Source organism: Bradyrhizobium sp. P5_C11_2, from assembly GCF_054049755.1.
On sequence record NZ_JBFULT010000761.1, the window covers coordinates 1 to 2,876 of the forward strand.

Sequence of the window (2,876 nt, forward strand, 5' to 3'; positions counted from 1 at the left end):
GTTCGTGAGGCACTACGCGTTCCTCAATCTCTGCCACCATGTTTCGTAGAGCTGGAAATTGTCCGGCCGGGTGTTTTGCCAATAGATCTTGCCGGCAAACTTTTGCTTCACATGCTCGGCCAGTTTCCGGACGCCCGCCGGATCGAAGGCATTCGCATGAGCGTTCGCGTAGGCGACGTTGTTGTCGGTGGGTACGACGTAACCGCGCAGCAGGCCGAGCTTGCAGCCGTAGAATCCCGAGAAAAGGGCATTGACCAACTGATGGGCCGCCTTTGTACGCCCGCGGACCACCGCGCTCTTCAGCAGGACGGTATTGTTAGCCCATCCCTCGTAGCCTTCCTTCGGCACGGCATAATAGCAATCGACACCCCGCATCCGCGCGGCATAAACAATGGGTTCCCAGCCGGTCATCACCCAGACCTCCTGGTTGGCCAAGAGCTGGAGACCCTGTTCCCAACCGTTCCAGAACGTGCGGAACTGGCGGTCCCGCTTGTGCTTGATCAGGAATTCCATGACCAGCCCGAGCTCGTCAGCGGTCAGGTTACCAGGCTCGGCAATCTTCGCATTCTCGGAGTTCTTCAGATAAATGGCGGTAAAGATCACGCTGTTGATCCAGGCGTCTTCCATGGCGGTCTTGCCCTTCAGCTTCGGATCAAAGATGGCGCCATAGCTGTCGACGCTGCCAGCCTTGTCTCTTATGGCGATGATGGAATCGGCATTGATGACGGTCGGAATTCCGTAGGCCTTGTCATCGTGGGTCAGGTAGGGAATGTCCTTCGCCCACGGCCACACGCTCGCATAATTCGGGATCTGCGAAATGTCCCAGGGCGCAATCAGGCCGCGTCTCGCGAGTTCCTTTTCGCTGCCTCCCTGGAGCCCTGCGACATCATAAATGTCGTTTGCGTTGCCAGCCGCCAGCTTGGCAACGACCGGCCCCGGGTCATTGCCGTTATCGGTGAATTCGACTTTGACACCGCTGTCGTTGGCAAAGGTTCTCCAGCCGTCGTCGCCGATATCGAGCGTGCCGGTTGCCCAAAAATTGATCTCATCTAACGCTCGGGCGGCGCGCGGCAGGCCGAAACTTCCGACTGCCAGCGCGCCAGCGCCAAGAACACTGTTCTGAACAAGCTGGCGGCGTGTTAACTGGGAGAATACGCCCGGTGGAGAGCCATTCCCGATGCTGTGCGCCATTGTCCAAGCTCCTCAGGAGCCTCCCGACTTGATGCATATCATAATTCAGGCGCCTTCGCAGAGGCGGCGCTGGGCGGATATCAGGGCTCGACCAGCGCGTCCGGTAGCAACAGCGGCTTCATGGGTTCCCACACAATCTCGATGCTGCTGCCTGATGCGGGTACCGCGACACCCGGATCTGCGGAGATGAGAAACTTGAACGCTTGACCGTCAACCAAGCGGCTCTCAACCTCGACGTCGCGGCCCTTGTAGGCGGTGGAAATGACCGTGAGCGGCCCAAGATCACTTCGTTCTTCCGGGCGTGCGATCCTGATCCGCTCGGGTCGGAGGACCAGCACATAATCGTTCGCCGGGTCACGGCTGATGGGCGGTTCACAGCGGATATCTCGTCCAGCGACGCGCGCGTGCCAGTCGGCAATGCCGGAATCGACGCGCTCCGGCTTCAATATTGCGTCGAACCCAACGAACCGCGCGACGAAGGCATTGGCCGGTCGTTCGAAGACTTCGCGCGGCGTACCGATCTGTTCGATGCGGCCCGCTCGCAAAACGATGATTCGATCGCTTAGAGACAGAGCCTCATCCTGATTGTGAGTGACGGCAAGGATGGTCGCGCCGAGCCGTCGGTGCAGACGACTGATCTCGCCGCGCAGTTGCTGGCGCAATCGCTCATCGAGCCCCGTCAATGGCTCGTCGAGCAGAAGAACAGCAGGGTCGAGCACCAGCGCTCGGGCAAGCGCCACGCGTTGGCGCTGGCCTCCGGAAAGCTGGTGTATGCGGCGCCTCTCGTAGCCTTCAAGGGCAACGATAGCGAGCATCTCCGCCGTGCACTTGCGCCGCGTGGCCGGGTCGACGCCACGCACCTTGAGACCATAGGCGACGTTCTCGGCAACAGTCATGTGCGGAAACAGGCCGAGGTCCTGAAAGATCGTGTTGCATGGCCGCTTGTTGGGCGGAAGCGCCGTCATGTCCGTACCGGCGAAGAGAATACGTCCTGCGGTCGGCTGCAGGAAGCCACCGATCATTTGCAATATCGTACTCTTGCCAGAGCCGGAAGGCCCCAGCACCGTGACGAAGCTTCCCTCCGGCACCTCCAACGAAATGTCGGACACGACAGGTTTGTCGTAGACCTTGGCTACACGATCGAGCGCTATGGCGGCAGGCGAACTCATCCAGCCTACTCGTTCGCCAGAAAACCGAAACAGTCAATGGCTAACGTTGCGCGCGTGTGCAGTATCCACCAATCCGACCGGCAGAACGAATTGGACGCGCGCGCCGGCCTTGCCGTCTGACGATGCCGAAAGTTGACCGCCGTGACGCTGAACGATCATGCGGCAGATCGCGAGGCCCAATCCCATTCCATTCGCTTTGGTCGTGACGAATGCATCAAATATGTTGTTCAAACGTCCAGGATCAATCCCAGGTCCTGAATCCTCAACTGCCACCACGATTGTGTTGCGATCCCGAGGCTGTGTGCTCACCCGCAGCAGGCGTGTTTTATCCGTTGTGGTGGCCATGGCATCGATCGCATTGTGGACCAGGTTGAAGACCACCTGTCGCAACTGACCCTGATGCCCGTCGACCAGCGGCAGATCGGATGCAAGTTCGGTTTCGGTCGCGACGCCGTGATCCCTCAACTGTCCGTGAAGCGATTGCAGCACGCCACGTGCAATCTCGTTGACATCGAC

General features: G+C 59.6%; 3 protein-coding genes. All 3 read right to left on the reverse strand.

The features are described 5' to 3' along the window. Positions 1-12: 12 nt before the first annotated feature. Positions 13-1,191 carry an ABC transporter substrate-binding protein gene (locus tag ACXJL8_RS38140; RefSeq protein ID WP_456621004.1) on the reverse strand — a complete coding sequence of 393 codons (1,179 nt, stop codon included), beginning with the start codon at positions 1,189-1,191 and terminating at the stop codon, positions 13-15. 80 nt (positions 1,192-1,271) lie between these two features. Next, positions 1,272-2,360, reverse strand: a complete 1,089-nt coding sequence (locus tag ACXJL8_RS38145) for an ABC transporter ATP-binding protein (protein WP_456621005.1) — start codon at positions 2,358-2,360, stop codon at positions 1,272-1,274. Between the two features lie 33 nt (positions 2,361-2,393). Continuing rightward, positions 2,394-2,876 (reverse strand): sensor histidine kinase (locus ACXJL8_RS38150; protein WP_456686715.1); only part of this gene is annotated, 483 nt, incomplete at its 5' end.

Excerpts from the sequence above, each read along its gene's own strand:
- ACXJL8_RS38140 (WP_456621004.1), bottom strand. The coding sequence starts at position 1,191 with ATGGCGCACAGCATCGGGAATGGCTCTCCACCGGGCGTATTCTCCCAG.
- ACXJL8_RS38145 (WP_456621005.1), bottom strand. The coding sequence starts at position 2,360 with ATGAGTTCGCCTGCCGCCATAGCGCTCGATCGTGTAGCCAAGGTCTAC.